General features: G+C 42.6%; 22 protein-coding genes. 13 read left to right on the top strand and 9 right to left on the bottom strand.

Going from position 1 to position 19,435, the window contains the following annotated elements:
• Nucleotides 1–95 precede the first annotated feature (95 nt).
• Nucleotides 96–782: a magnesium protoporphyrin IX methyltransferase gene (gene bchM, locus ACR5KR_RS02890; RefSeq protein WP_448265375.1), complete on the bottom strand. Its 687-nt coding sequence runs from the start codon at nucleotides 780–782 to the stop codon at nucleotides 96–98.
• A gap of 210 nt (nucleotides 783–992) precedes the next feature.
• Here bchM and ACR5KR_RS02885 point away from each other — a divergent pair, with 210 nt between their 5' ends.
• From ACR5KR_RS02885 to ACR5KR_RS02860, 6 genes are all read left to right on the top strand, one after another.
• Entirely contained in the window at nucleotides 993–2,177 is a 1,185-nt protein-coding gene (locus tag ACR5KR_RS02885; protein ID WP_448265374.1) for a DUF58 domain-containing protein, read from the top strand.
• Nucleotides 2,178–2,383: 206 nt separating this feature from the next.
• On the top strand, nucleotides 2,384–2,749 hold the full coding sequence (locus ACR5KR_RS02880) for a ferredoxin thioredoxin reductase catalytic beta subunit (RefSeq protein ID WP_099100573.1): 366 nt from the start codon (nucleotides 2,384–2,386) through the stop codon (nucleotides 2,747–2,749).
• Nucleotides 2,746–3,138: a DUF309 domain-containing protein gene (locus ACR5KR_RS02875; protein ID WP_448265373.1), complete on the top strand. Its 393-nt coding sequence runs from the start codon at nucleotides 2,746–2,748 to the stop codon at nucleotides 3,136–3,138. Before ACR5KR_RS02880 ends, ACR5KR_RS02875 begins: the two co-directional genes overlap by 4 nt.
• 299 nt (nucleotides 3,139–3,437) lie before the next feature.
• Nucleotides 3,438–3,935 carry an LptA/OstA family protein gene (locus tag ACR5KR_RS02870; RefSeq protein ID WP_445627853.1) on the top strand — a complete coding sequence of 166 codons (498 nt, stop codon included), beginning with the start codon at nucleotides 3,438–3,440 and terminating at the stop codon, nucleotides 3,933–3,935.
• Between the two features lie 30 nt (nucleotides 3,936–3,965).
• A complete protein-coding gene (lptB, locus tag ACR5KR_RS02865) occupies nucleotides 3,966–4,694 on the top strand; it encodes an LPS export ABC transporter ATP-binding protein (RefSeq protein WP_445627854.1) in 729 nt (242 codons plus the stop codon).
• A gap of 464 nt (nucleotides 4,695–5,158) precedes the next feature.
• Nucleotides 5,159–6,274 (top strand): LptF/LptG family permease, encoded by a 1,116-nt coding sequence (locus ACR5KR_RS02860; RefSeq protein ID WP_448265372.1) that lies wholly within the window; start codon nucleotides 5,159–5,161, stop codon nucleotides 6,272–6,274.
• A gap of 269 nt (nucleotides 6,275–6,543) precedes the next feature.
• Here ACR5KR_RS02860 and ACR5KR_RS02855 read toward each other — a convergent pair whose 3' ends face one another.
• The 7 genes from ACR5KR_RS02855 to ACR5KR_RS02825 form a co-directional block, all read right to left on the bottom strand.
• Nucleotides 6,544–7,164, bottom strand: a complete 621-nt coding sequence (locus ACR5KR_RS02855; protein ID WP_448265371.1) for a CP12 domain-containing protein — start codon at nucleotides 7,162–7,164, stop codon at nucleotides 6,544–6,546.
• A gap of 225 nt (nucleotides 7,165–7,389) precedes the next feature.
• On the bottom strand, nucleotides 7,390–7,986 hold the full coding sequence (locus ACR5KR_RS02850) for a CPBP family intramembrane glutamic endopeptidase (RefSeq protein WP_445627857.1): 597 nt from the start codon (nucleotides 7,984–7,986) through the stop codon (nucleotides 7,390–7,392).
• Between the two features lie 160 nt (nucleotides 7,987–8,146).
• Nucleotides 8,147–9,202, bottom strand: a complete 1,056-nt coding sequence (locus tag ACR5KR_RS02845; protein ID WP_445627858.1) for a DUF3326 domain-containing protein — start codon at nucleotides 9,200–9,202, stop codon at nucleotides 8,147–8,149.
• A gap of 110 nt (nucleotides 9,203–9,312) precedes the next feature.
• Nucleotides 9,313–9,492, bottom strand: coding sequence for a hypothetical protein (locus ACR5KR_RS02840; RefSeq protein ID WP_335192520.1), 180 nt, complete (start codon nucleotides 9,490–9,492; stop codon nucleotides 9,313–9,315).
• 146 nt (nucleotides 9,493–9,638) lie between these two features.
• Nucleotides 9,639–9,959: a 2Fe-2S iron-sulfur cluster-binding protein gene (locus tag ACR5KR_RS02835; protein WP_445627859.1), complete on the bottom strand. Its 321-nt coding sequence runs from the start codon at nucleotides 9,957–9,959 to the stop codon at nucleotides 9,639–9,641.
• A 396-nt stretch (nucleotides 9,960–10,355) separates the two neighbouring features.
• Nucleotides 10,356–10,649, bottom strand: a complete 294-nt coding sequence (locus ACR5KR_RS02830; protein ID WP_448265370.1) for a helix-turn-helix domain-containing transcriptional regulator — start codon at nucleotides 10,647–10,649, stop codon at nucleotides 10,356–10,358.
• Nucleotides 10,642–10,980: a type II toxin-antitoxin system RelE/ParE family toxin gene (locus ACR5KR_RS02825; protein ID WP_448265369.1), complete on the bottom strand. Its 339-nt coding sequence runs from the start codon at nucleotides 10,978–10,980 to the stop codon at nucleotides 10,642–10,644. Before ACR5KR_RS02825 ends, ACR5KR_RS02830 begins: the two co-directional genes overlap by 8 nt.
• Between ACR5KR_RS02825 and ACR5KR_RS02820 the strand changes: the two genes are divergently transcribed.
• The 7 genes from ACR5KR_RS02820 (at nucleotide 10,979) to ACR5KR_RS02790 (ending at nucleotide 17,536) form a co-directional block, all read left to right on the top strand.
• On the top strand, nucleotides 10,979–11,116 hold the full coding sequence (locus tag ACR5KR_RS02820) for a hypothetical protein (protein ID WP_448265368.1): 138 nt from the start codon (nucleotides 10,979–10,981) through the stop codon (nucleotides 11,114–11,116). The two genes, ACR5KR_RS02825 and ACR5KR_RS02820, sit on opposite strands and share 2 nt — an antisense overlap.
• A 507-nt stretch (nucleotides 11,117–11,623) precedes the next feature.
• Nucleotides 11,624–12,019 carry a hypothetical protein gene (locus ACR5KR_RS02815; protein WP_448265367.1) on the top strand — a complete coding sequence of 132 codons (396 nt, stop codon included), beginning with the start codon at nucleotides 11,624–11,626 and terminating at the stop codon, nucleotides 12,017–12,019.
• 213 nt (nucleotides 12,020–12,232) lie between these two features.
• On the top strand, nucleotides 12,233–13,177 hold the full coding sequence (locus ACR5KR_RS02810; RefSeq protein WP_448265366.1) for a DUF4351 domain-containing protein: 945 nt from the start codon (nucleotides 12,233–12,235) through the stop codon (nucleotides 13,175–13,177).
• A 27-nt stretch (nucleotides 13,178–13,204) separates the two neighbouring features.
• Nucleotides 13,205–13,444: a DUF4351 domain-containing protein gene (locus ACR5KR_RS02805; protein ID WP_448265365.1), complete on the top strand. Its 240-nt coding sequence runs from the start codon at nucleotides 13,205–13,207 to the stop codon at nucleotides 13,442–13,444.
• Between the two features lie 335 nt (nucleotides 13,445–13,779).
• Entirely contained in the window at nucleotides 13,780–16,410 is a 2,631-nt protein-coding gene (acnB, locus tag ACR5KR_RS02800) for a bifunctional aconitate hydratase 2/2-methylisocitrate dehydratase (protein WP_448270071.1), read from the top strand.
• A gap of 62 nt (nucleotides 16,411–16,472) precedes the next feature.
• A complete protein-coding gene (locus ACR5KR_RS02795; protein WP_448265364.1) occupies nucleotides 16,473–16,919 on the top strand; it encodes a DUF29 domain-containing protein in 447 nt (148 codons plus the stop codon).
• Nucleotides 16,920–17,116: 197 nt separating this feature from the next.
• Nucleotides 17,117–17,536: an endonuclease domain-containing protein gene (locus ACR5KR_RS02790; RefSeq protein ID WP_448265363.1), complete on the top strand. Its 420-nt coding sequence runs from the start codon at nucleotides 17,117–17,119 to the stop codon at nucleotides 17,534–17,536.
• A gap of 181 nt (nucleotides 17,537–17,717) precedes the next feature.
• On the opposite strand, the gene ACR5KR_RS02785 is transcribed toward ACR5KR_RS02790, so the two are convergent.
• Nucleotides 17,718–19,397, bottom strand: coding sequence for a hybrid sensor histidine kinase/response regulator (locus ACR5KR_RS02785; RefSeq protein WP_448265362.1), 1,680 nt, complete (start codon nucleotides 19,395–19,397; stop codon nucleotides 17,718–17,720).
• Nucleotides 19,398–19,435 lie beyond the last annotated feature (38 nt).

The following is a 19,435-nucleotide window of genomic DNA, read 5'->3' as shown; positions in this document are numbered from 1 at the left end:
AAAATAGCACAACGCCCCATGCTCAATTACAAAATTATCTTTGAGATTGTCAAATCGCAGCAAAGGTTTAATAAACCTTTGCTGCGATTTTAACCTTAATTGCGTGTAGCTTCCAGTAAGCGAGAAAAATAGAAGCGAGTTTTCGTCATTGCCCGTCGTTGCAAAGAAAAGCCATTGCTTTCTAAGATTTTCACCACATCAGCCTCACGATGTAAATAAGCACGAGTGGCTTTACTTGGCCCAGGAAAGAAACTGCCAATTTTCTTGAGTATACTCAGTGCGCAGGTCTTCGGCGCAAAACTGAGAATTATCCGCGACTGTGCCAAAGAACAGAGGTGAGATATCATCTCATCGGCTTTTTCTTGAGGATAATGGATGAGAACATCTAAGCAAATAACGGTATGGTAGCTACCACTCAATGATTCTAAATCCTGCACGGCAAAAGTCGGATTTTCGGTATTTCCCAAAATTTGCTTTGCTCTATCTCTGCCTTCTTCTACCATTTTTTCCGAAATATCGGTGGCATAGACTTTAGCACCATCTACAGCCAGGGGAATGCTGAGACTACCGACACCACACCCAGCATCACAGATTGATAGCTCTGGTAAATTGTTATCAGCCTTCAGCCAACCGAGAACTGTATCCACAGTTTGCTGGTGTCCATTGCGGATGTCTAATTGGACGTTGTTGACTTCGCCATCGCCGTAGATTCGCTTCCAACGGTCAAACCCTGTGGAATTGAAATACTCGCGAACAATCGTTTTGTCGTCGGCTGCATTCATAAACTTCGATTTTTAGGGGTTCCCAATGCTTAAAATTATCATTGATAGGAACCCATAAGAGCGGTCTTCCAGATTTTTCCAGATGATAGTTGCCCCCTGAATCCAGCAAGCTTCAAATTGCTTGACGCTTAATAAATATTACTATTATGGTTTTTTTGGCATATTCTAAGACCCTGTTAATTTGGGGTGGTGTTGGGCTAAAAAAGAAACATGAAAATTATTAAACCGATCACCAATTGGTTAGAAACCCGCGCTTGTGCCCCTGCATACGGCGGTTGGGTACTAGCTGCAACGGCTATTTGTTTTTTTGGCGCAGGTATCAATACGATGGCTGGTTGGCTTTACGCCATTAGCGGCATTAGTTTTGCTCTTTTGGGTGTAGCAGCCATTTTACCGCCGCGCTCGCTCACAAATCTATCCATTACCCGCCGTCCCATCCAACCAGTATCAGCAGGCGACGAGCTGACGGTGGAATTAGAAATCTGCAATCAAACACAGCAGCCTGTAAGTTTATTGCAAGTTGAAGATATACTGCCCTTCGTCTTAGGGAAACCAGTACAAAAGGCAATCGAAACAATTCCTCGCCAAGGTAGTTACCGTTGGGTATATTACCACCCGACTGTGTGTCGGGGTGTTTATCGCTGGCACACAGTTGAACTTGCTTCTGGTGCGCCTTTGGGATTGTTTTGGTGTCGCCGTCAGCGTGATTGTGGTGCCACAGCGATCGTTTATCCCACAGTGTTACCCTTGGCTACCTGCCCCCTAGTAGATGAAATGGGACAAGAAGAGAGCAAAAGGGGCGATCCTCGTGGTAAACCCTTGCAAACAGCGACAACGGGGCTAGTGCGATCGCTCCGTCCCTACCGTCTAGGAGATCCCACTCGCTTGATTCACTGGCGAACTAGTGCCCGTTATGGGGAATTAAGGGTGCGGGAGTTAGAAATGGTGACAGGTGGACAAGAAATAGTGATTGCCCTCGATAGTGCTAGCAATTGGGAAGAAGAAAACTTTGAACAAGCAGTAATTGCCGCAGCATCTCTGTACTTTTATGCACAGCAACAAGAATTACAAGTGCAACTGTGGACAGCATCAACAAATTTAATCAAAGGCGATGCCTACGGCAAGCCCGAAGGTCTACGCTTTGTTCTAGAAACCTTAGCAGCAACCAGAGCCTTAGAAGATGCCAGTTCAGTTGTTCCTAAAAGCTATCCTTTGATTTGGCTGACTCAAAACCCCCTGAGCCTTGCTACTCTTCCTCAAGGTAGTCGCTGGGTTTTATGGCCAAATATTTCCTCACCAGCAGAACAAGAGGTAATTAATTGGGAACACCCTGGTATAGTTTTGCAAAGCGATCGCCCACTGCAACCCCAGCTACAAAAAACATTACATTCATAAATCAATTCAAATTTTATAATTTCAAAGACTGCTGACAAGTTCAACTTCTGCGATTTCTGAGATTTTCTCCGATCCCAGGACAGCAGATATATCAGCCTTTGAGCAAATGTAAAACAATTTGAGGGGAAAAGGTTGGGGAAATACACCCAGTAATCCCTTAGTAAGGCTGAGGTACAATGCAAAGAAATATTTAAATTATGAACGACATGATCGCATCAGAACATAACACAAAATCCAGCGATAAAAGCCTAGAGGCAATGCGGCATTTTTCCGAACAATACGCCAAGCGTACTGGAACATACTTCTGTTCTGAACCTTCTGTCACCGCAGTTGTGATTGAAGGATTAGCCAAACATAAAGACGACCTGGGTGCGCCTTTATGTCCTTGTCGCCATTACGAAGATAAAGAAGCTGAAATTCACGCCACATATTGGAACTGTCCTTGTGTGCCAATGAGAGAACGCAAAGAGTGCCATTGCATGTTATTCCTCACCCCTGACAACGAGTTTGCTGGAGATAAACAAGAAATCTCTCTGGAAACAATCAAAGAAGTACGAGACAGCATGGGATGAGCGAAATCATCCCCCAAGAGTTTTGGCAAGGCGTAGAACAGTTCAATTCTGGACAGTTCTACGCTTGTCATGACACTTTAGAGGCTTTGTGGATTGAAGCTAGCGAACCGGAAAAAAGCTTTTATCAAGGAATTCTCCAAATTGCTGTGGCACTGTATCATTTGGAAAATCGGAACTGGCGAGGTGCTGTAATTCTATTGGGAGAAGGCAGCAATCGCCTACGCCGTTACCCATCTAGTTACAGCGGCGTTAACGTAGATGAGCTATTGAGTCAGAGCGCAGTGTTATTGACGACATTACAACAAATAGGGCAAGACTTGATTGCTGCTGGTAATCTGGGCGAAAATCAAGTCTTATCTTTGCCTAAAATTGTGCTAACGGCTGATTAGACATAGGAGTGAAATTAATTATGCGTTACCCGAAATCCTTGGTAGGCAAAATTTATCTAGCCGAGGGTTTCCCGTACTACTACGTGGAAGCAAGCTACGCGTAGCGTCTTTGTTAAAAGAAGATTATTGTGCCTACGTCATTTTATTCAGATGTCAATTACCTGAAACCTTGAGGTTGGAGGTAGCGTCACTATTTCAGCCAGTAGTTATCAGAAATCACTCCAGATTGTATATTTCATAATCTGGATAAAGTACTTGAGATAATTAGAATGCAATGAAATCCTAAATCCCCAATTGCTATGATGCCCTGCTATCAATTGCCCTTATCCCAGATACGTCGCTTTGGATTAGCTTTAATGCTACCAGCTATATTTTTGGGCGCTTTTGCCTTCCCTACCCAAGTGCAAACCGCTACTGCACAAACATCTCAGGCAAATCGCCCCCTCACTATCCGCGCTGATGTACAAGAATATGACGCGAAAAATCAAGTAATCACCGCTCGCGGGAATGTGCAAATGTTGTATCCGGCTCGCCAACTTCAGGCAACAGCTGCCCAAGCACAGTATTTTAGTAAAGAACGCCGAATTGATTTCAGTGGCAATGTCTATATTTTGCAACAGGGCGGTAACAGTATCCGAGCAGAAAAAGTAACCTATTTAATTGATGAAGGGCGATTTGTTGCTTTACCCCAATCCAACCGTCAGGTAGAGTCGATCTACATGGTGCAGGAATCAGATAATAATGGACAAACTGCGACACCTGCCCCAAAAACGCCACCTTTGAAGCCTTCTAATTAGCATTTATCACCAAGAAAGGGTGCTTCCAGCGTGAAAATTGTTTTAGAGAATATTCACAAATCTTACGGCAAGCGAGTAATTGTCAATCGTGTCAATCTTTCTGTTGCTCAGGGGGAAATCGTTGGTTTACTAGGCCCCAATGGGGCTGGTAAAACGACGACTTTTTACATTGCGACAGGTTTAGAAAAACCCAATCAAGGAAAAGTTTGGCTGGGTAATGTAGACGTGACGGGAATGCCAATGCATCAAAGGGCAAAACTGGGTATTGGTTATCTAGCACAAGAAGCAAGTGTTTTTCGCCAACTCTCGGTAGAGGATAATATTCTGTTAGTGCTAGAACAAACTCATGTGCCACGATGGGAGTGGGCAAGGCGACTCAGAACTTTACTGCGGGAGTTTCGGTTGGAAAAATTAGCTAGGAGTAAAGGAATTCAACTTTCTGGTGGTGAGCGACGGCGGACGGAATTAGCAAGGTCTTTAGCTGCTGGACAAGAAGGGCCAAAATTTTTACTTTTGGATGAACCATTTGCCGGAGTCGATCCGATCGCAGTCTCAGAAATTCAGCAAATCGTCGCACAACTGCGCGATCGCGGCATGGGTATCTTAATTACAGATCATAATGTCCGCGAAACCCTTGCGATCACCGATCGGGCCTACATCATGCGTGAGGGACAAATCCTTGCTTTTGGCGCTGCTGACGAACTCTACAGCAATCCCCTCGTGCGGCAATATTATTTGGGGGATAATTTTCAAGTCTAAATTAACAATTATTTAGTTAATAATTTTAAAAGATATTTTGATTTTTGATTCTTCAGCATGAATTTATGAATTCATTTTAGTTCTGCTTTCTCCGCTATTGAGAATTAAACTTTGATACTGAATAAATTAAATACAGTAGTTTGCAATTAAGTGAGGTAGAGAGCCTAAACTTCAAGACCAGATATAGGACTAGTATTTGATTTTTGAAATTACTCGTAGAGGCAGGGAACAGGCAATAGGCAATAGGCAATAGTGAAGAAGAGGATTATAAGTGTACGGATTTTTTTCAGAAATCAAACCGGATTCCTATATAAAGGCTATTTTTCTTCTGCCTCCTGCCTCCTGTCTGCTGCTGTATACTTTGCTTTGCCAGGGTTGCTAATATCTAAATTTTCAAGTTGCTTATGATATCAAAGAAGCTCACGTCTTTTAATAGTCTTTATTCGCTGCTGCCTTTTACGATCATGGATCGCTACCTTGCCAGCGAATTGTTAGCGCCGTTTTTCTTTGGTGTCGGAGCTTTTTCATCAATTGGCGTCACCATTGATGCTGTATTCGATCTCGTCAGAAAAATTGTCGAATCTGGGCTACCTATAGACATTGCTATTCAAGTTTTTTTGTTAAAATTTCCCAACTTTATCGTTTTAGCCTTCCCCATGTCTACGCTGCTGGCTACTTTGATGACCTACAGTCGTCTTTCTAGCGAGAGCGAACTAATTGCTTTGCGTGGTTGTGGTGTCAGTGTCTATCGCATGGTGCTAACTGCTGTGATGTTAAGTCTTGTAGTCACAGGAATGACATTTGTGTTTAACGAAGAAATTGCACCAGCAGCAAATTATCAAGCGGCGATGACTCTGGATAAAGCGCTCAAATCAGACAAGCCCACTTTTAAACAGCAAAATATTTTCTATCCTGAATACCAGGATGTTGTCCAGCCAGATGGCTCTAAGAATCGGATATTGACACGCTTGTTTTATGCCGACCAATTTGATGGTAAGCGGATGACAGGGTTGACAATTATAGATCGCTCAACCAAAAATCTGAATCAAATTGTGGTATCAGAATCTGCTCAGTGGAATCCTTCTCAAAATGTCTGGGATTTTTACAACGGTACAATCTATTTTGTCGCAGCCGATCGCTCTTATCGTAACATCGTCAAATTTGAACACCAACAACTGCAACTACCGCGCACGCCATTAAGTCTGGCAGAAAAAAGCCGAGATTATGGTGAAATGAATATTGCTGAAGCACTAAATCAACTAGAAGTGGAAAATCTTGGTGGCGATCGCCAAAAAATTCGTAAACTTGAAGTGCGGATTCAACAAAAAATCTCTTTGCCCTTTGTATGTGTGGTTTTTGGCTTGGTAGGTGCAGCGATGGGAAGCATACCCCAGCGAACGGGGAGAGGTACCAGTTTTGGGATTAGTGTGGTAGTTATTTTTTCGTACTACTTAATATTCTTTGTTAGTGGGGCGATGGCACAAGCAGATGTCCTTTCTCCCTTTATGGGGGCTTGGTTGCCCAACTTTCTTTTTTTGGGAATAGGTTTATTTTTATTGATCCGAGTTGCGAGAAGGTAAATTCAAATAGCAGGAGGTCACTGAGCGTTGGTCATTGAGTTTCGACTGCGCTCAACTACCGCGTAGCCGAAATGAGTCGAAGTGGGGCAGGGAGCAGAAGGTCACTGCGTTGGTCATTGAGTTTCGACTGCGCTCAACTACCGCGTAGCCGAAATGAGTCGAAGTAGGGCACGGGGACAAAGAGACAAGGAAAATAATTCCAAACTCCTAACTCCAAACTCCAAACTCCTAACTCCCAATGCCCATTCCTCTTCATCCCCACACTTCAATTACGGGTGATAATTTCGACATTCTGGTGCATTGGGGTTTTCCTTGCAGTATTCTTCAAAAGAAACTTTAGCTGATATCATACCCTCAGCTTTCTGATGAGCTGCTTCTGCCTGAAGTTCTTCTACCTCATCCCAGGCAGCTGCACAGGCTTTAGAATAAGCACCTTGTTCAGTGCAAATAGCACGAGCTTGCTCAATTGCTTTTTGAATTCTCTCCTCCAGCAGTAGCGCTTTTGGCGCTTCCACAAAGTCGCTTTTAGTCAAAATGTCGGTAATCGAGATGATGCCCAACAGCTTGCCTTGAATCACAGGTGCGCGATGAATACCAGTATTAGCAAATAACCGCGCTACATATTCCACACCCAAATCAGGATTGACCACGATGCAGGGCTTGCTCATAATTTCATAAACCCGCACTTGCTTTGGATCTTTCCCGTAGGCTGTTATCTTATAAACAATATCTGTTTCTGTGACAATGCCATAAGCATCATTGTCATAGCGACGATCCACAACCAGCGCCCGCAATCTTTTGTCCTTCATCAGCCCCACCGCTTCAGCAACAGTTGCCGAACCGCGAATGGTAACTACGTCTTTGGTCATGATATCTTCAGCTTTCATCATTGTTGTAGTCTCCTGGTTAATAGTCCGGTGCAGCACTGCGCCCTCATGGACGTATCGAAGCGTTGCAGCGCACAGTTTGCTCTAACTAGAAAGTAAAAAAAGTGGAACTTTTGCCGAGCTACAACAATAAATTAGACCAGTTGTCAACTTATGATGTTATCCAATGTAACCAATGCTCAAAAACCAAGCATAAATTGTGATAATATTTTGTCGATTAACAAATATTTATTTTTTAATTGCCGAAAATCGCCGCATTTTCCAGAAATAGCTAGAAATCAAATTGGTAATAATATGAGCAACAATCGGCACTAACAAGTTGCCCGTAAGCAGGGCGCTATATGCCAATATCATCCCGACAATTGTTGCCCAAATTACATAAGGCCATTGTTGGGAACCGCTAAAATGCAAGATGCCAAAGCAAAGACTGGATACAATTACAGCTGTCAGATCGGAGCCTAAAGCTGGTAGAATCACGCCTCTAAATAACAATTCTTCACTCAATCCTGGTAGCAACCCCAGCCAAATTAAATCTGGTAAAGCTAAAGGCTTCAGTACTACTTCTAGATAATAATCTGCACTCTTACGATAGGCAGTCCATAGACGGTAAGTTAAGCCACTTAACGCAGTCAGCACAAACCCCAACCCTACACCTAACAGCGCTTCTCTTGGATTCAAGTCCCAAGAAAATAGTGAAAAGTTGCCAAAGTATAACGAAAGTTTAGCGACTATCAACAAAATGATTGCAGTCGCTCCCATCGCCCCAAGTACTTGGATGCGCGTCAGGTATGGAATTTCTGGCTCTTGCTTTTGTTGTTCAATCACGGGTTTTAGGGGGCAGGGGGCAGGGGGCAGGGGAGCAGCTGGTCACTGAGCGTAGCCGAAGTGGGAGCAGGGGAGCAGGGGAGCAGGGGGCAGGGGGCAGGGGGCAGGGGGAGAATAATAAATGACCAATGACAAATGACTAATGACCAATGACCAATGACTAATGACTAATTGATTGCAAAGGTAATAATTTGGGACGGAGAGCGGAGGGATTGATGCCTGCTTTATGTGCTACCAATACACCTACTGCTTCTAAATATGAGTTTACCTGTATAGATTTGATCCCCAACGGTTGGGCAGGAACTTTTATTAGAGTTTTATTTTCTTCTACTGTAATTATTTGGCATCGTTTTTGGCTTAAACTCAGTAAAGCACTGCTACCACAGGCAGTTGCAGGTGCGATCGCAGCATCCACTTCATCTGCCCAAATATCTCCTTTCTCTGATGCGATCGCTCCTTTCTCTATTATAAATTGTGGGGCACGACTTAATCCGACAAGTACGCAGGGCAAAAAGGTATAGCCTAATTCTTCGGCGGCGGAACGCGGAGATAAATCAGCTTGTGGAGGTTCGCTCAAAAGGGCGGGAGAATGGGCACAAGGAATTTGAAAGGTTCGCACTAGCAAATGGCTAATTACGGCTTCTGCACCCGCTAAAGAATCTACCCCTTCACCTTGACGATATTTCTCTACTGCTTCTAAGTCCATATCATCGGGGAAACGGGCTACAACTGCGATCGCTTCTGCTCCCGCTTTTTTAATTAATATCTCCGCTGCTCGTAACAAGCTATCTGGGTTGCCAATTGTTCCCCAACTAGCCCCCGATGCTGTAGTCCGTAATTCTACATTTAATGGCGCATCGGTAATTACATAATTTGTTAAGGTTAATCCCAGAGTTGCTCTCACTGCATCGGCGGCTTGTATATGTCGTAGCCGTAACTCTGGCTCAATGCCTTGGTCTAAAAGCAAACCTATTTTATTAGTGCGGACTGGACGCAACCCCCAGCATCCAGAGGCGAATTTGTCAAGTCCATAACCTTCAACATAAAAAGCATTGGGGAGATTCCAATACAAACTTGCGCCATTCAGGACATTGGGGTGAGTAATTAGGCGATCGCAAACCTGTGCTATAACTTTGGCAACAGGTAAAGCATCTCCTGCATAACCCCCAATAGCAGCCCCTACACCTGTTGGTACAATTAAGATAGCGGTGTACATATTGAGTGCTGAGTTATGAGTGATGAGTGATGAGTTTATGAATCAAAAGCCATCAAATCCTAACTCTTGTACAGACGCGATTAATCGCGTCTCTCTAAATCGCGTCTTTCCTAACTCTTAACTGTGGTAACAACGGCTTCAACTATAGCTTTTTGTTCGTCAGTATCCACAGAAGTAACTGCCCAACGCAGAGGTTCGCCTTGTTTCTTTAACTCTGTTTCAATTACTTCTAGTAACTCTGCGGGAGTTTCTTGTAAATCAATTTCTGCGGTAATAAAATGAGTCGTCATTTTGGTAAATCCTGTTGGTCTGTAGTTTCTATAATAGCTGACTTCATCTCCGATGAAATACTTATGTAATTTATCGAATTTGGTAATCTCAGAAACAGTTATTCAGTTATGAATAATTATCCGATATACTGATAACTGTTCACAGATTATTTGTCTTTACCAAATTGTAATTGATAAACTATGTCTTCCTTTTCTGTTTCAAGTTTCAAATCAGAAAGGGGTTTGGCAACACAAAGTAATACGTAACCTTGCTTTTGCAAATCTGGACTAACGCCCATACCATCAGTTTGATCCACGGTTCCCTGGCTTATTTGACCGGCGCAAGTTGTGCAAACACCTGCATTGCAAGAACTCGGCAGTTCCAAACCAGCAGCATCGGCAACTGATAAGATCGTTTCATCTTCGGGAACTTGCAAAGTATGAATTTTGCCTTGATGATTAATTTCTACGGTGTAAGTTTTGGGCATAGACAAAAGAAGGTGATGCTACGGGCAAATATATTAGTTTATCTGAATTAGTTAAAAATATCCAGATGTTACTATAAGAATTTAGGTAAAAGGCAGTTGACCAGGATTTAGTAAGAGAAGCGATGAACTCTCTTTATAGTTTATTTGGTACAATCCGCTAAGTTCTCAAAGCCGCCGGAGCTAATGTGAGTGCTTCTCGTGATTCAGTGGAAGGAATTGCGTTGGCGCAGCCCGCACTTCGACACCTTTCGGCTTCGCGGTAGTTGAGCGCAGTCGAAACTCAAGGCAAGAAGCTCAGTGACCACCGCAGGCATCGCTATAAATCAACAATATACACTATGTATCGATGATTGCACTCACGAACAAACTTTGGTCATCAATGTTACAACATTAGGCTTACGGCTTTACTGTTACAGCAAAATGTAACCCTAAAGCATCCAACAAAGAATTTAGACTGTAAAACTCAATTTCGCCTTTCTCTAATAGCATCTGGTCAAGTTTATTGTAGAGTTGCTTGACTTGTGCAGAAAGCCGATCGACGCCACCATGCGCTTCTATGACATTTTTCAATGCCTTACTTAACATTTTTGGATCGCTTTCTTCTAAAACAACTTCAATATAAACTGCTGCTTCTAGTGGATTTTTTAAGTCTTGAATCAGTTTTTCGTGATAGCTGGTACTTCTATGCATCATCTCTACTCCTATAGTCTTTCCAATATTCCTTGGCTTTAGCAATATCTTTATCTTGAGTGCTTTTATCGCCACCACACAAAAGAATAATAATTGTTGACCCTTCCTGCCCAAAATATATGCGGTAGCCAGAACCATAGTCTATTCTAAGTTCAAAAACACTATCACCAACTGATTTACAATCACCTAAATTACCCTCCTCTACTCGGTCAAGCCTTGCTCTGATTTTAGCCTTTGCTTTTCTATCCCGCAGAGAGTCAAACCACTCAGAAAAAATATCTATACCATCAAATCTTAAATAATTCCTGATTTCTTTTGGTTGAACTTCCATGTTGAAATTTTCCCAAATGCGCGATCGCATTATCAGCGATCGATCTAGGGTGCGATCGCGCCCGTTACTGCAACAATATGATTTAAGGCTGTCACGAACAAACTTTGGTCATCAATGTTACAACATTAAGCCTTAAGGTTACAACATTAAGCCTTAAAGCTAGAACATTAAGGCTTAAAGTTACAACATTAAGCCTTAAAGCTAGAACATTAAGCCTTAAAGCTAGAACATTAAGGCTTAAAGCTAGAACATTAAGCCTTAAGGTTACAACATTAAGGCTTAAGGTTACAGCGATGCCTGCGGCGGGCTGCGCCAACGCAGTTGACATAGAAGACAGACCATTTGTAGGGGCACAGCAATAGACTTCTTGGCATTTGTTGGGAAAATGGGAAAGGGTTCTGTATTGTCCCTTTCCCCTTTAACCTTTACCCTTTTCCCCCTCTTGCAGAGGTCTAATGCTGTGCCCTATTGTCTGTTGCTTAAACGTAATATTATTTTGCTGAAAATCAAACTTTGAGGATTAAATTCCGAGAAATCACGGACATCAATAAAAACTTTTACTAAAAAATGCGCTTTTTGCTGAACCAAAATCCAGGTTAATTGAGACAAAATAGCTTTGTAAAGCTTTGAAAATTGTAAATTTATGACTCGAAAAAAACGTACTTCCCTGGTTCTAAAAAAAGCTGAGTTTAGAGTTGCCGGACTAAAAGCGGTCGATCCAAATATCAATTTCGATGATACTTACAACCTGCAAAACCTGACTCAATTAATAAAGCAGTTTCATAATATGCTTGATGATTATAACGCTGCTATAGCTATGATTGACTCTTCTAAAAAAAAGCTAGATGAAATGGAAAAAACCTTAAGTCATGTTTCAGATAAAATGCTGGCAGTGGTTGGCTTAAAGTACGGCAAAAACAGCAATGAATATGAACTTTCAGGCGGGGTTCGAGACAGCGAACGTATTCGGAAAAGCAGATTGACACGGTTAAAATCTAATCAAAATAAAACTTCAGATGAAAATGCAATAACTACCTAGTAAATACTTCTCGGTTAGCGCAATTAGTCGTTGCAGATCCCTCCAATACCCCGATAATTTGGGGGCTTATACCCTCTTTTACCTCCCTTTTTAAGGGGGTCGCCGTAGGCGGGGGGATCTGAATTTAGAACGACTCAACTTTAATAAATGAATCAGAACTACTATATAATAAAAATTTGCCTCAACCCCAAAATTCCGCAATCTTAAAATTGAATGACCCGTTTTATACACGATAAATTCGCCAAAGACTATCTAGAAGAATTATTAAAAAATTACGGCGAAGTCAAAGCATCAGAAAAAGTTTCAGGAGAGATTAAAGAAATAGATGTTTTATTCACTCCTACCAAACAGCAAAGCTCTAATATAGAAATACTAGGTTTGCTAGGAAGATTTGCGGAATATCCTGCACTCATAGAACCCTTCCGTAATCCAGCTTCTACCGATGAAATATGCGACTGTATTCTAAAATTATTAGAAGTAAAGGCTCTTTTACGACGAGAAGCTAAAACTAATAAAACCAAACTTCAGAACTCGGAAATTCCTAAATTGTGGATTCTGACACCTACCGTATCTGAAACTAGGTTGTCTAGCTTTGGAACTATGCAAAAAGCAAGTTGGTTACTAGGAGTACATTTTCTGCCAGATGCCTTGCGGACAGCAATTGTAGCGATACACCAACTACCCCAAACACCGGAGACATTATGGTTGAGGCTTTTGGGAAGGGGAAGCGTGCAGTCACAAGCGATTATCGAGTTGCAAGCGTTACCATTAAATCATCCATACCAGAAAGCAACTCTCGAATTAGTTTACAACTTGCGCGAAAACTTGAGAGTAAATCAAGAATTAGAAGCAGATGATAGGGAGTTAATTATGCGGCTAGAACCACTTTATCAAAGAGACAGAGAACAAGCCAAAGAAGAGGGAAGGCAAGAAGGAAGGCAAGAGGGAAGGCAAGAGGGAAGGCAAGAAGGAAAACAAGAAGGAAAACAAGACTTAATACTGCGTCTACTAAATCGCCGTATTGGTGAAATTGATGCATCATTAATCGGGCAAATTAAAGGCTTATCGATTGAACAATTAGAAAATTTAGGAGAGGCATTGCTAGATTTTTCTAGTGTTGCTGATTTAGAAACTTGGTTAAACCAACAATCAATCTAATTCATTTTGATTGATAAAGAGTTAATTATGCGACTAGAACCACTTTACCAAAGAGACAGAGAACAAGCCAAAAAAGAGGGAAGGCAAGAAGGAAAACAAGATTTAATACTGCGCGTACTAAATCGCTGTCTTGGTGAAATTGATGCATCATTAATCGGGCAAATTAAAGGTTTATCCATTGAACAATTAGAGAATTTAGGAGAAGCATTACTAGATTTTTCTAGTGTTGCTGATTTAGAAACTTGGTTAAACCAACAATCAATCTAATTTATTATTACTACACCTGGCAACTATAAGTCGCGGCTATACAAACTTGTGTTGAGCATCTCGACTTCGCTCGATGGAGCCGAAGTCGAAATACGAAACCCACCTCTGTGGGTTAAAAATTCTTGATTTACTCTTAGTCCACGGAGGTGGACGAAAGTTTGTGTAGTAGCGAATTTTATTGCCTTATATTTTCCAAAATTTCAGTATAAAAAAGTTGCTAATAACCAATTACCAGTAAGGCTTTCATCATAAAAATAAGCTAAACTCTTATAGCCAAGTATTGCCTAAAAATATTTCATAATTGAAGGGAGAACATCCCAATGGAGAACATAAAAATGCTAGAACAATATCGTAAACACGTTGCCGAAAGAGCAGCACTCGGTATTCCCCCTTTACCATTGGATGCGAAGCAAACCTCAGAATTATGTGAATTACTGAAAAATCCGCCAAAGGGTCAAGAGGAGATATTATTACATTTATTGAGCGATCGCGTTTCTCCTGGTGTCGATCCAGCAGCTTATGTCAAAGCTGGATTTCTCACCGCCATAGCTAAAAAGGAAATCACCAGTCCTTTGGTTTCGCGCATAGAAGCGGTGCAATTGCTGGGCACGATGGTAGGTGGTTACAATGTGCAATCTTTAATCGAACTGCTGCAATGGCCCACCGTATCCCTCTCCGACTCATCCGAAACACCTCTAGTAATGGGCGGACAAGGAAAGGAACCCATCGCCGCCAACGCCGCCAACGCTTTAAGCAAAATCCTCTTGGTGTACGATGCCTTCCACGATGTTTTAGAGTTATCTAAAACCAATCCTTTCGCCAAACAAGTGATTGACTCTTGGGCGGAAGCTGAATGGTTTACTATGCGCCCCACAGTACCAGAAGCGATTACTGTCACCGTTTTTAAAGTTCCTGGCGAAACCAATACCGACGATTTATCGCCCGCCCAAAGCGCCACAACTCGCCCAGATATTCCCTTACACGCCTTAGTGATGTTAGAGTCACGGCAACCGGGAAGCTTACAAACCATTGCCGAATTGAAGAAAAAAGGGCATCCTGTAGCTTACGTTGGAGATGTAGTTGGTACAGGTTCCTCGCGTAAATCTGCCATCAACTCAGTATTGTGGCACATGGGAAATGATATACCTTTTGTGCCAAACAAACGCGCTGGGGGTTATGTTTTAGGTGGTGCGATCGCGCCTATTTTCTTTAACACAGCAGAAGATGCCGGTGCTTTGCCTATTCAGTGCGATGTCACCAAACTAGAAACCGGCATGGTAATTACCATCCATCCTTACAAAGGCGAAATCACCAACGAAGCAGGCGAAGTTATTTCCACCTTTGACCTTAAACCTGATACCATCCTCGATGAAGTTCGCGCAGGTGGACGCATCCCCCTACTTATTGGACGTACCCTCACCGATAAAACTCGTCTTGCACTTGGTTTAGAACACAGCACAGTCTTTACCCGTCCCCAGCAAGCCTTTGATACAGGCAAAGGCTACAGCTTGGCACAGAAAATGGTCGGTAAAGCTTGCGGATTACCTGGTGTGCGTCCCGGCACATCCTGCGAACCCATCATTACTACCGTTGGTTCTCAAGATACCACAGGCCCCATGACCCGCGACGAATTAAAAGAACTCGCCTGTCTTGGTTTCAGTGCAGACTTAGTGATCCAAAGTTTCTGCCACACAGCAGCTTATCCCAAACCAGTAGACATTAAAACCCACCACGAACTCCCCGATTTCTTCGCCTCTCGTGGCGGAGTCGCCCTCCGTCCTGGTGATGGTATCATCCACTCTTGGTTAAACCGGATGCTGTTACCCGATACCGTGGGAACTGGCGGCGACTCTCACACCCGCTTCCCCTTGGGTATTTCCTTCCCCGCCGGTTCTGGGTTGGTAGCCTTTGCAGCCGCCTTGGGTGTGATGCCTTTAGATATGCCAGAATCAGTATTAGTTAGATTCAAAGGTGAATTGCAACCCGGTGTCACCCTGCGCGATGTCGTGAATGCCATTCCTTACGTAGCAATTCAAAAAGGTTTGCTGACAGTAGAGAAACAGAATAAGAAAAACGTCTTCTCCGGGCGAATTCTAGAAATCGAAGGTTTGCCAGATTTAAAAGTTGAACAAGCCTTTGAACTCACCGATGCTAGCGCCGAACGTTCTTGTGCCGGATGCACAATTAAGCTGAGTGTAGAAACAATTTCTGAATATCTGCGTTCTAACGTAGCGCTACTGAAAAATATGATCGCACGCGGCTATCAAGATGCGCGTACCATGCTGCGCCGTGTGGCAAAGATGGAAGAATGGTTAGCAAACCCCGTGTTATTAGAAGGCGATGCCGATGCAGAGTATGCCGAAATAATTGAAATTGATTTAAACGAAATCAAAGAGCCAATTGTTGCTGCTCCCAATGACCCCGATAATGTTAAGTTATTATCGGAAGTTGCTAACGATCCAGTGCAAGAAGTATTCCTCGGTTCTTGTATGACGAATATCGGTCATTATCGGGCAACAGCGAAAGTTTTGGAAGGCGCTGGTGAAGTAAAAACTCGCTTGTGGATAGCACCACCAACGCGCATGGACGAACACCAATTAAAAGAAGAAGGTGTATACAGCGTTTTTGGGGCTGCGGGTGCGCGTACAGAAATGCCGGGATGCAGTTTATGCATGGGTAATCAGGCGCGAGTTGCTGATGGCACAACAGTATTTTCTACCTCTACTCGCAACTTCAATAATCGCATGGGTAAAGATGCACGAGTGTATCTTGGTTCAGCAGAATTAGCCGCAGTTTGTGCGCTACTAGGACGGCTGCCGACAGTGCAGGAATATTTGGATATTGTGGCGAGTAGAATTCATCCTTTTGCAGATGATTTATATCGGTATTTGAACTTCGATCAAATCGTCGGTTTTGAGGATGAAGGACGCGTGATTTCTAAAGAGGAGCAGGCGTTGTTAGTTTAGTATAGTTTAATTAGGTGGGTGTTATGCCCACCTAATTTTTAGCGTTTTCAAGAGGAATATTAATGACCAGTCCATCTTTTATAAATAAACAAAATCTCTATCAACAAGATTTTTACTTGTGGACACAAGCAATTGTCCAGCAGTTAAAAGAAAATAAGTTTAATGAAATAGATATATCTAATTTAATTGAAGAAATTGAAAGCATGGGGAGGAGTGAAAAACGCGAGTTAAAAAATAGATTAATTGTGCTATTAATGCACTTGTTGAAATGGCAATATCAACCAGAAAAACGTAGTGAAAGTTGGCGCAGTACCATTTCTGAACAGCGTATCTGTATTGAAACATTATTAGAAGATAGTCCCAGTTTGCAACCTTTACTTGCAGATGTATTTGAAAATTGTTATCAAAAAGCTCGTGTAAAAGCATCTGAGGAAACAGGGATTAAATTAAATTTATTTCCTAAAGAATCTCCATTTACATTAGAAGAAACCTTAAAATATACTTATTAAGTTAAAGCAATAAATTTTTACACCATAGTTTCAACAAAGCTTGATCTCCTTCGTACTTCGCACACAGACCTAACCCCCCAACCCCCTTCCCTACGAGGGAAGGGGGAGAAATCCGGCTCCCCTCTCCGCTTCGGAGAGGGGTTGGGGGAGAGGTCAATCATAATCTAAAAATAAACACCTATTTTCATACTTCATAAATGAATAATCCAACACCTGAAGAACCCTATCTACAAAAACATGAGGGAACTCGCAATATAGTAATCGGATACAAAGCAGACTTAGTTAAAGTGCAACGTGCCAAAGAACTTCGTCAGCAAATGACATCAGAAGAAAAAATTCTTTGGCAACATTTTCGTGCTAATCGCCTGAATGGTTTGCACTTTCGCCGTCAACAGATTATCAATGGCTTTATTGCAGATTTTTACTGTCACGCAACTGGATTAGTGATAGAAGTAGATGGCAAAATTCATGAACAACAAGCCGAATATGATGCAGAACGAGACAAAGTTTTGTCAGCTAGGGGACTGCGTTTGTTGCGAATTAAAAATGAAGAAGTGAGACACGAACTTGATAAAGTCTTGATGCGTATTTCCACAGCTTGTTCTCAACAGACCTAACCCCCCAACCCCCTTCCCTGCTAGCGTTGGGGGAGAAATCCGGCTGCCCTGTTTGCTTTGGAGAGGGGCTGGGGGAGAGGTCAATCTATGCGATCGCGTATGTTCCAAAACAAGGCAACGGATTTGTATTAAGTACGTATGTAATAAGCCTTATGAGGGGAGATCGACGGTTAAGATAATGTCAACTTGATAATACTTCATCAAAGTATCGATCGATTTCTGCTTTGAGTACGTCAAAGTCTACAGGCTTGGTTAAGTGGGATTTGAAACCAGACTTCAGCGCCAGCTGCCGATCCTCTTGGCTACCGTAGCCGGTAAGCGCAATCAGAATTGAGCGAGTAAATTTGGAGTCTTTACTCAGTTCTTGTGCAACGGCGAATCCATCCATTTCGGGAAGTCCGATGTCACAAATAATTACATGAGGCTCAAGCTTCTTTGCAGTTTCTATCCCTAAAATTCCATCCTTAGCAATGGAAACTTCATGCCCAAAATGCTCAAGTAGTGCTTGTAATGATACGGCTGAATCCTCGTTATCTTCAATAACTAAAATCTTCAACGATTTTTTCGCCGCCTCTGTAATTTCTAGTTCGTTGTCCGAGGCTGTAATTTCTTCGCATATAGGGAGAGTGACTTTGAATTCTGCTCCCAAATTTATCCCTCTACTTGAGGCTTCAACATTACCACCATGAAGTTCTACAAGACTTTTTACTACCGAAAGTCCCAAACCTAGCCCGCCCCGCGAACGAGCTAAACTGCGATCGGCCTGGGTAAACGGCTCGAAAAGTTCTGGTAATATTGTCGGGTCTATCCCTATTCCTAAGTCTCTTACAGATAAGGCCGCCATACTACCTGAGCCATTCTCACCTGGAATAACTGAGAAATCTACCCAGATCGTCCCATCTGGCTGGGAAAACTTTAAGGCGTTATCAAGAAGGTTCCCAAAGATTTGGAAGAAGCGAGTGGAATCAACATAAGCCCACACGGGCGTGTTTGGCAAGTCTTGTACTACGTTAAGATTCCATCTCTTGATTGCTTGTGCGTGGTCATTGAGACTTTGGCGAACCAATTCAACCAGATTAACCTTCTCAAGGTTTAATGAAATCTTCCCATAAGTGATGGACGACACATCAAGTAACTCATCGATCAATTTCGAGAGATGCTTAATCTGGTTTTGCATCATTAAAACTGTTTCCCCAACTGCGCCAGTCTGTCCTAGCTTTAACTTTAGTAGCTGAACGCCGTTGGAGATGGGGGCAACGGGATTCCTCAGTTCGTGAGCCAGCATGGCAATAAATTTGTCTTTTAGGGCATTTTGGTTCGTTAGTTTCTGGAAAAGTTGCACGTTAGCGATCGCAACTGCTGTAGTATCGGTTAAAGTCTCCAGCATTCCGATCTCTTGGGGCGTGGCTAGGTGTTGTGTACTCCAGTAGGCTCCAATCGCACCCAGGGGATCGGAAACCCGAATGGGAACCATCACTAAACTTTTAACAAAAGTTACCTTGTACGCCTCAATCGGAATTCGCGCATCCTGGTAAATGTCCTCAATTACGGCTGCTTTTTTATTCAGCATTGCCCAACCGGAGATGCAAGACTTGAGCGGAAAACGCATACCTTTCCAAAGCGGGCCAATGGCGTTTTCATCGACATAGTGGCAACATTCACCATCCCGCAATACAAAAGTTACTCCATCAGCATTTGTGAGATCGCGAGCAGCCAAACGCACAATCTCAATAATTTCTTCAATAGTCCGCACACAAGCCAAATCCTTCACCACCGAAAGCAGCCTGTTGTAAGAAGAAATGCTATGGCTCCGATCTGAATTCTGTTCTTGAGAGATGGAGGTTTGTAATATATTTTTCATAAAGAACTCCGAACAAAAAGATATCGGTATAAAAACTT

This window comes from Nostoc sp. DSM 114159, assembly GCF_053470285.1.
Note: the sequence above shows the minus strand (reverse complement) of the source record. Positions and strands in the feature narration are given on the sequence as shown.

What these genes read in the sequence shown, in the direction of transcription:
- ACR5KR_RS02835 (WP_445627859.1), bottom strand. Translation starts at nt 9,959, where the DNA reads ATGCCCAAAACTTACACCGTAGAAATTAATCATCAAGGCAAAATTCAT.
- ACR5KR_RS02885 (WP_448265374.1), top strand. Translation starts at nt 993, where the DNA reads ATGAAAATTATTAAACCGATCACCAATTGGTTAGAAACCCGCGCTTGT.
- ACR5KR_RS02840 (WP_335192520.1), bottom strand. Translation starts at nt 9,492, where the DNA reads ATGACGACTCATTTTATTACCGCAGAAATTGATTTACAAGAAACTCCC.
- ACR5KR_RS02815 (WP_448265367.1), top strand. Translation starts at nt 11,624, where the DNA reads ATGACTCGAAAAAAACGTACTTCCCTGGTTCTAAAAAAAGCTGAGTTT.
- ACR5KR_RS02880 (WP_099100573.1), top strand. Translation starts at nt 2,384, where the DNA reads ATGATCGCATCAGAACATAACACAAAATCCAGCGATAAAAGCCTAGAG.
- ACR5KR_RS02830 (WP_448265370.1), bottom strand. Translation starts at nt 10,649, where the DNA reads ATGCATAGAAGTACCAGCTATCACGAAAAACTGATTCAAGACTTAAAA.
- bchM (WP_448265375.1), bottom strand. Translation starts at nt 782, where the DNA reads ATGAATGCAGCCGACGACAAAACGATTGTTCGCGAGTATTTCAATTCC.
- ACR5KR_RS02805 (WP_448265365.1), top strand. Translation starts at nt 13,205, where the DNA reads ATGCGACTAGAACCACTTTACCAAAGAGACAGAGAACAAGCCAAAAAA.
- acnB (WP_448270071.1), top strand. Translation starts at nt 13,780, where the DNA reads ATGCTAGAACAATATCGTAAACACGTTGCCGAAAGAGCAGCACTCGGT.
- ACR5KR_RS02860 (WP_448265372.1), top strand. Translation starts at nt 5,159, where the DNA reads ATGGATCGCTACCTTGCCAGCGAATTGTTAGCGCCGTTTTTCTTTGGT.
- ACR5KR_RS02845 (WP_445627858.1), bottom strand. Translation starts at nt 9,202, where the DNA reads ATGTACACCGCTATCTTAATTGTACCAACAGGTGTAGGGGCTGCTATT.
- ACR5KR_RS02785 (WP_448265362.1), bottom strand. Translation starts at nt 19,397, where the DNA reads ATGAAAAATATATTACAAACCTCCATCTCTCAAGAACAGAATTCAGAT.
- ACR5KR_RS02870 (WP_445627853.1), top strand. Translation starts at nt 3,438, where the DNA reads ATGATGCCCTGCTATCAATTGCCCTTATCCCAGATACGTCGCTTTGGA.
- ACR5KR_RS02825 (WP_448265369.1), bottom strand. Translation starts at nt 10,980, where the DNA reads ATGGAAGTTCAACCAAAAGAAATCAGGAATTATTTAAGATTTGATGGT.
- ACR5KR_RS02855 (WP_448265371.1), bottom strand. Translation starts at nt 7,164, where the DNA reads ATGATGAAAGCTGAAGATATCATGACCAAAGACGTAGTTACCATTCGC.
- ACR5KR_RS02790 (WP_448265363.1), top strand. Translation starts at nt 17,117, where the DNA reads ATGAATAATCCAACACCTGAAGAACCCTATCTACAAAAACATGAGGGA.
- ACR5KR_RS02810 (WP_448265366.1), top strand. Translation starts at nt 12,233, where the DNA reads ATGACCCGTTTTATACACGATAAATTCGCCAAAGACTATCTAGAAGAA.
- ACR5KR_RS02795 (WP_448265364.1), top strand. Translation starts at nt 16,473, where the DNA reads ATGACCAGTCCATCTTTTATAAATAAACAAAATCTCTATCAACAAGAT.
- ACR5KR_RS02820 (WP_448265368.1), top strand. Translation starts at nt 10,979, where the DNA reads ATGTTGAAATTTTCCCAAATGCGCGATCGCATTATCAGCGATCGATCT.
- ACR5KR_RS02875 (WP_448265373.1), top strand. Translation starts at nt 2,746, where the DNA reads ATGAGCGAAATCATCCCCCAAGAGTTTTGGCAAGGCGTAGAACAGTTC.